Raw genomic sequence first — 6,502 nt, 5'->3', positions numbered from 1 at the left:
CCTCTCGCAGCAGTCCCTCGTTGCGACGGTTCCCCTGCTTGGTTCTGTGCTGTGAGGTCAACACCCCGCGGTGCAGTTCGAGATACATCTCACCTCGCCAGACCGGAGCATTTGCATACTCGCTTCGAGCCTGGGAGAAAAACTCATCGGCCGTTCCCATGGACACCTTTGGCGAACCCTCGAGATCGCGGGTGCGGTAAGCCGCGGCAATCATTTCGCGGGTTGGTCCGCCGCCGCCATCGCCCCATCCAAATGGCACGAGCGAAATTGACGCTCTACCCTTTTCCGAGAAGTTCTTCTCAGCGTGAGCCAATTCTTCACCGGAGAGTTCAGAGATGTAGGTGTCTGCCGAGGGGAAGTGTGAGAAGACTCTTGTGCCATCGATGCCTTCCCACCAGAAGGTGTGGTGCGGCATGCGATTGACCTGGTTCCACGACATCTTCTGACTTAGAAAGGCACTAATGCCCGACTGGGTAACGATCTGCGGGAGCGAGCCTGAGTAACCAAAAGAATCTGGTAACCAGGCTTCGCGTGCGTGCATTGCAAAGTTCTCCTGAAAAAACTTTTGCCCGTAAACAAACTGTCTAACCATCGCTTCAGAGCCGGGCATGTTTCCGTCACACTCGACCCACATGCCGCCAACCGGTTTCCATTGACCACTCACCACGCGCTTCTTGATGCCTTCGAAAACGCTCGGGTAGTGATCTTTGATCCACTTGTAGTGCTGGGCAGAAGACGCCGAAAAGATGAAGTCGTCATGCTCATCCATCAGGCTGAGAACGTTGCTAAAGGTCCTGGCACACTTGCGAACAGTTTCTCGAATTGGCCATAACCACGCCGAGTCGATGTGCGCGTGACCGGTTGCGATAATGCGGTGACTCGAAGCGCTTGCCGGCGAACTCAGCACGGCGGTCAGTTTCCCTCTTGCCGCACTCGCAGAGCCAGAAACATCGCTCGGATTGATTGCATCGAGCATGTCCTCGATGGCACGGGTGATCAAATGTCTTCGGGTGCTGTCCTGTGGCAGGCTTACCATGAGACCGCGCAGGGTGAAGATGTCTTGAGCTAACTCCCAAACCTCGATATCTCTCCGCGCGATGTGTAGTTTCTTCAGCTCATAAAGCGGCTGCTCAGAAGCGGTATCCCAGTCGCCAAGAGTTGTCGGTTCAAAAGTGTATTCGCCGGCGACATCGGGGTTCGCTGCAACTTCGAGGTAGAACTCGACCTTTTTGTTGGCGTAGGACCAGGGCAACCAAGAGTTTTTTGGCGCTATGGCCTTAATCGGCTTGCCAGCTAGGTCGTAGGCCAGCGCTTCGGCCTGAAAGCCCGAGCGAGATGTGTTGTAGCCAAAATCGATCACGATTTCGGCGGCGAGTGAACCTTCTTGGTTAGCGCTCCAGCTTTCTGGAATCGAGCCCGAGACCTTCAACCAAATGGTCGACCAAGCTCGACCGAACCGCCAACCTAGGTCGACAGCCTCGTATTGCTGAGTGGTCGCCTCCGCGAATGGCACGGGTTCGCGCGGCGCCTGCCAAGCCGTTATCGAAAGCGCAATGTGATCGCGGTAAATCGCCGGCTGAATCTTGTCCTTGAAGAATCGATCCAGTCTCTCTTCAACGGCTTTGGTTCCCTGGTGCATTAGCCCTTTGCTCCCTTTGGTCGAATCTCCATGATCCAAGAATTCTTGCCGCCAGCTAGACCCGATAGCAAATCGGCGTTTAATAGCTTGCCAAGCGCGGTCGATGTGTTTTTGGTCTCTAGGTCGACCACCACATAGTGTCGGTTTTCATCCAGCTGTGTTGGTCTAAATTCAGCCGATGGCGTCGAGCTTTCTAGCTTCAGCGACATGACTAGATGCACCTCATCTTCACTGTTCAGGTTTGCGGTTAGCTGCCAGGCGGAGTGTCTCTCGCCTCTGTTTCCGCGCAACGGCGAATCGGTGAGTGAAACCAAATTGGCTGTTGGCAGAACCGGAGCTATGTGATCTCTAAAGATTTGCAAGTGATGTCCCAGGCGCTGATTGAGCCGGGCGGGCAACTTTGGCAGCGGATAACTGACTCCAAGACGATGGAACATAGCGGCTCGCATAATCACGTCGAAGGTTTCTACCTCGACATTCATCCAGTCGAGTTGCGATGGCCCGTAGTCGTTTCTCCACCAAGACCATGGCCAGTGGAGAATCGCAAGCGGTGGCAGCATGTGAGCCGAACCCCAGAGCACCTGCAGGTGATGCTCTGTGTAGTCGGGATCACTCAAGAAGAAACAGTGAACGTGTTTTGCAAGACCAAGATCGACTCTTAAGCCACCTGAGGAGCAGGCCTCAATCAGCAGCTGGGGAAAGTCGGCCCGAATTTGATCGAGCAGTTTGTAGAGACCCTCGTAGTGTCGCAACAGTCCATCCCCGGCACCGTGGCCGTGATCAGTTCGAGTGCAACCGAACCCAGGATCGATGTTGAAGTCCATCTTCAGCCAGCGCGCTTGCATTGCGGAGACCACGTTCTTAACCGCGTTGTAGGTTTGTGCCCAGCCCTCGGTCGAACCCAGGCAAACATAGCCAAGAAATCCTGGATCGCTTTTGTCTAGCGAAACTGTGCCTACCCGGTATGAAGGGTCTGGCCTAAGCCCGCTGTCATCACGAGCCATGGCTCCTGGGTTAGTTTTTCGCAACTCAGATTTAGCACCAACGGCCTCAAGTTCAATCCAAATCCCTGGCGACATACCCTTTTCCAAGATAGCCGCACCAAGTTTTTCTAGTCCGTCAGGAAATCTGGCGAGGTTGACGCTAGCCCAGTCACCGCGCAGGTCTGTCCAGTTGGTGTCTAACTTTGATTCACCAAACCAACCGGCATCAACCACAATCGCGTCGATTGCCATGTGCTGGGCAAGGGTTGCGTTCTCGATGATGACATCCTGGGTCACTTCAGCATCTTCATAGGGCCACCAGTGATTCCACTCAATAGGAATCGCATCGGTCAATTTAGTTCGCGGCAGCCAATTGTCGCGAATTGCTGCTTGCAAGTTTCGCTGAGCCAACTCTTTGCTCTGCGCTGCAGCAACAATCACACTCGGAGCCCTCAGAGTTTCTTCTGGCGCCAACAGTAAGTTTAGGTTCCAGGTTGAAATACCAGCACTGATGTGTGCGCCGGCTAGAACATCGATGTGCCAGTTTCCGCTCCAGGCCGGCGAAACTACAACGGTGTAGCCGTCAGACTCTCTGACGAAGTAAACGATCGGGCTCTCGCCATGCGAGGACCTTCCCGAGCGAACTCCGAAGAACGAGTCGTGCTGGGTTGTCACGGTCTTTGGTCGAAACTCATCACCCCAGGCAGATGCAAAAGACTCAACGCGCCACACCTCACCCTGTAGCGCTAGTGCAGCGCTGTCGAGCCTTGAAATAGATATCGGGGCTGAGCTTTTGTTTTTGGCCGTCAGCTTGAACTCCCAGACCGCCTGGTCCGAGAGTTGCACTGCCTGCCAGTCGAATTGCAAGCCTTGGGCCTCTAGGGTGGCAGATGCAGAAGAGTCTTTGCAATTCAGGCGAATTGAAGTTTTAAGGTCAATTTCTTGGCCAGCTAATGCGGCTCTAAAAGGTATGGAGCTGCTGATCGAATCTGAGCCGAGCAGAAGATTAAGTAAGTGCGACGCATCAGCCGAGGCTTGGAGTCGAAACTTCATCGTAAGGACACCCTTTCGTTCATAAACATCATACATTAGGTTTTTTTGGTCATAGAAAATTGATGTTTCCGAGGTCGATATCAGTCCCAATGGTATGATGATAAGCATTAATCGCTACTCGCTCTAACATGTAGCTATAGACGATGTCTAACTCTAAGGAGCCAATTTTGACTGCAGAAGCACCCAAGTTGCGAGCGGCGGTGGTTGGTCTCGGCATGGGAACAGCGCACATGAAGGCCTTTTATCAAAACCCGCAGACCGTTCTTGCCGCAATAGCCGGAAAAGAGTTGGACAGGTTGGCCGCACTTGCCAAAGAGTTCAACGTTGAAAAGACGGCAACTGATTGGCAAGAGCTGGTTGATGATCCAACCATAGACATAATCAGCATTGCCACGCCAAACGCTCTGCACCATCCGATTGCCGTCGCGGCCCTCAATGCTGGCAAGCACGTCTTCTGTGAAAAGCCGCTAGCGATAACCGCCGAGCAGGCCGAAGAAATGGTCGCAGCAGCAAAGGCAAACAATCGCATTCTTGAAGTTGCTTTCAACTATCGTCGCCGAGCCGACATAGGCATGGCTAGGGAATTAGTTGCGTCGGGCAAGCTCGGTCGCGTCTATCACTCAAGAATTAGTTGGAAGAGACGAGCAGGTATTCCTGGCTTGACGTCTTGGTTCACCTCGGCCAACCTGGCCGGTGGTGGTGCGGCCATCGACCTTGGCCCGCACATCATCGATTCACTTTTCTACATGTTGGGAGAGCCTCGAGTGGTTGCGGTCAGTGCGGTCACCTACGGTGAACTTGGCCGAGCCGGCTACGGCGCCATGGATAACTCAAACTACACGCAGGGCAGTGCGGGCGAGTTTCAGGTCGAAGACCTTTGTAGCGCGCTGCTGAGACTTGATAATGGATCATCGGTGGCACTAGAGATTACCTGGGCGTCTCACGCGGTTGACGATGAAGACATTTCATTCGAACTCTTAGGCGTTGATTCGGGACTAAGAATTTTCATTCCGAGATATGCAACAGAGAACACGTTGAGCCTGTTCGGCGACGAAAATGGAAAGCAATACACTCGCAAACCGAAGGTTTCGTCTACCGGCGAGGGACACCTGGCCGTTATTAACGAGTTCATTGAACACATCGCCTCAGGTGATTTTGTCTCGCATGCCGGTGATTACGCCCTTCACCGCACGGCCATTATTGACGCCATGTACAGATCGGCTAAAGCCGGGAAAGAGATAACTCTCTAATGACACTCAGAGTCACAATCTGGAACGAAAACATCCACGAGCAGCAGACCGACTCTGTGCCGGCAAAGATTTACCCGAATGGAATGCACGGCGCAATCAAGGCCCTTTTGGAAAACGAACTTGGCAGCGCTGTCGAAGTAGCGACCGCCACGCTAGACGAGCCCGAACACGGCCTAACCCAAGCGGTGCTCGACCGAACCGATGTTCTGATGTGGTGGGGCCATGAGGCACACCCGAGGGTTAGCGACGAGGTTGTGCAGCGCGTTTACGACGCCGTCTTAGGCGGCATGGGCTTGATTGTCTTGCACTCTGCGCACTATTCGAAAATCTTTAAGAAGCTAATGGGTACAACCTGTTCGCTCAGATGGCGCAGCTCTAAAGATCGCGAACTGGTCTGGAACGTCAACCCAAGCCACCCGATTACGCAGGGCCTTCCCGACCCGATTGTTATTCCGTTGCAAGAGATGTATGGCGAGTTCTTCGATATTCCAACCCCGGACGAGCTGATCTTCATCTCGAGCTTCACCGGCGGTGAAGTGTTTAGATCCGGCGCAACCTGGCGACGCGGACTGGGCAAGGTTTTCTACTTCTCACCTGGTGACCAGGATTATCCGGTCTACCACCAGAAGGAAATCGGAAAAGTTTTAGCAAACGGCGTTCTTTGGGCGAAGCCAATTGTTCGCTCCGAACCTATCGATGCAACTTTCCACCCGGATGGCTGGATCGAAAAGAACTAGCGGCTTAGGCCAACCTGCAGTCCTCGCATGATGTATTTCGATGCGAAGGTGAGTAGCAGCAGCGGAACGAGAGCGCTTATGAAAAGACCCGCTGAGGTTAGCGGCTGATCGCTAACGAAGCGCTTTCCGATTGATGCCAGTGTCGGTGTGAGCAGCTTCATCTGCGCGTCAGGAACCAGAATCAGCGCAAAGATCAGTTCGTTCCAAGTGCCAAGGAACTGCAGCACAGCCAAAGTCGCAATTCCCGAAGCTCCCATTGGCCCAACAATCGACCAGAGCGTTCTAAAGAAGCCGGCTCCATCAACTCTTGCTGCCTCAAGCAGCTCATCTGGGATGGCCCTGAAAGTGAGGGTGAGAAAGAAGATGGCAAACGGCAAACCGGTGGCGACATAAACCAGTATCAAGCCGGAATAGTTACCGACGATGCCCAATCGAGCGAGCACCAAGTAGATAGGAATAATTAGCACTGGACCTGGGAGCAGCATTACCGAGACGAAAGTCGCGGTGAAGAACTTGCTGCCAAAGACCGGAAGCTTGGCTAGGGCATACCCCGCCAAAGTCGCGAGAATCAGAATCACCGCAACAGCGCTCGTCGAAACAAAAAGGCTGTTCAAAAATGCGCGGCCGACACCGTATTCGTCCCAAAGTTCGATGTAGTTCGTTACTGTCCAGTCAACTGGCAGACCAAAAGGGTCGCGCTTATAGTCGACGTTGCTGCGCAGCGAGGTGACCACCACAAAGAACAGCGGGTAGATAATGGTCGCCGCAACCAAGCACATACCGATGAAAATGGGCCACCTGGCGCGCGGTGTAAGTCTTGAGCTGATCGAATCAGACATG

At 53.6% G+C, this 6,502-nt stretch carries 5 protein-coding genes; 2 read left to right on the top strand and 3 right to left on the bottom strand.

Annotation, left to right across the window (positions count from 1 at the left end):
• Together AC128V_RS01375 and AC128V_RS01370 are read right to left on the bottom strand one after the other, a co-directional pair.
• On the bottom strand, positions 1-1,639 hold a 1,639-nt coding region (locus AC128V_RS01375), incomplete at its 3' end, for a glycoside hydrolase family 38 N-terminal domain-containing protein (RefSeq protein WP_482762887.1).
• A complete protein-coding gene (locus AC128V_RS01370) occupies positions 1,639-3,489 on the bottom strand; it encodes an alpha-galactosidase (protein ID WP_482762886.1) in 1,851 nt (616 codons plus the stop codon). The genes AC128V_RS01375 and AC128V_RS01370, both read right to left, overlap by 1 nt.
• A gap of 329 nt (positions 3,490-3,818) precedes the next feature.
• Here AC128V_RS01370 and AC128V_RS01365 point away from each other — a divergent pair, with 329 nt between their 5' ends.
• Together AC128V_RS01365 and AC128V_RS01360 are read left to right on the top strand one after the other, a co-directional pair.
• Positions 3,819-4,925 (top strand): Gfo/Idh/MocA family protein, encoded by a 1,107-nt coding sequence (locus tag AC128V_RS01365; protein WP_482762885.1) that lies wholly within the window; start codon positions 3,819-3,821, stop codon positions 4,923-4,925.
• Positions 4,925-5,662: a ThuA domain-containing protein gene (locus AC128V_RS01360; protein ID WP_482762884.1), complete on the top strand. Its 738-nt coding sequence runs from the start codon at positions 4,925-4,927 to the stop codon at positions 5,660-5,662. The genes AC128V_RS01365 and AC128V_RS01360 overlap by 1 nt, the downstream gene beginning before the upstream one ends.
• Here AC128V_RS01360 and AC128V_RS01355 read toward each other — a convergent pair.
• On the bottom strand, positions 5,659-6,501 hold the full coding sequence (locus tag AC128V_RS01355) for a carbohydrate ABC transporter permease (RefSeq protein ID WP_482762883.1): 843 nt from the start codon (positions 6,499-6,501) through the stop codon (positions 5,659-5,661). The genes AC128V_RS01360 and AC128V_RS01355 overlap by 4 nt on opposite strands.
• Position 6,502: the final 1 nt, after the last annotated feature.

This window comes from Aquiluna sp., assembly GCF_965064355.1.
This window is presented reverse-complemented; position numbering and strand designations above follow the sequence as displayed.

Excerpts from the sequence above, each read along its gene's own strand:
- AC128V_RS01365 (WP_482762885.1), top strand. The coding sequence starts at position 3,819 with ATGTCTAACTCTAAGGAGCCAATTTTGACTGCAGAAGCACCCAAGTTG.
- AC128V_RS01360 (WP_482762884.1), top strand. The coding sequence starts at position 4,925 with ATGACACTCAGAGTCACAATCTGGAACGAAAACATCCACGAGCAGCAG.
- AC128V_RS01355 (WP_482762883.1), bottom strand. The coding sequence starts at position 6,501 with ATGTCTGATTCGATCAGCTCAAGACTTACACCGCGCGCCAGGTGGCCC.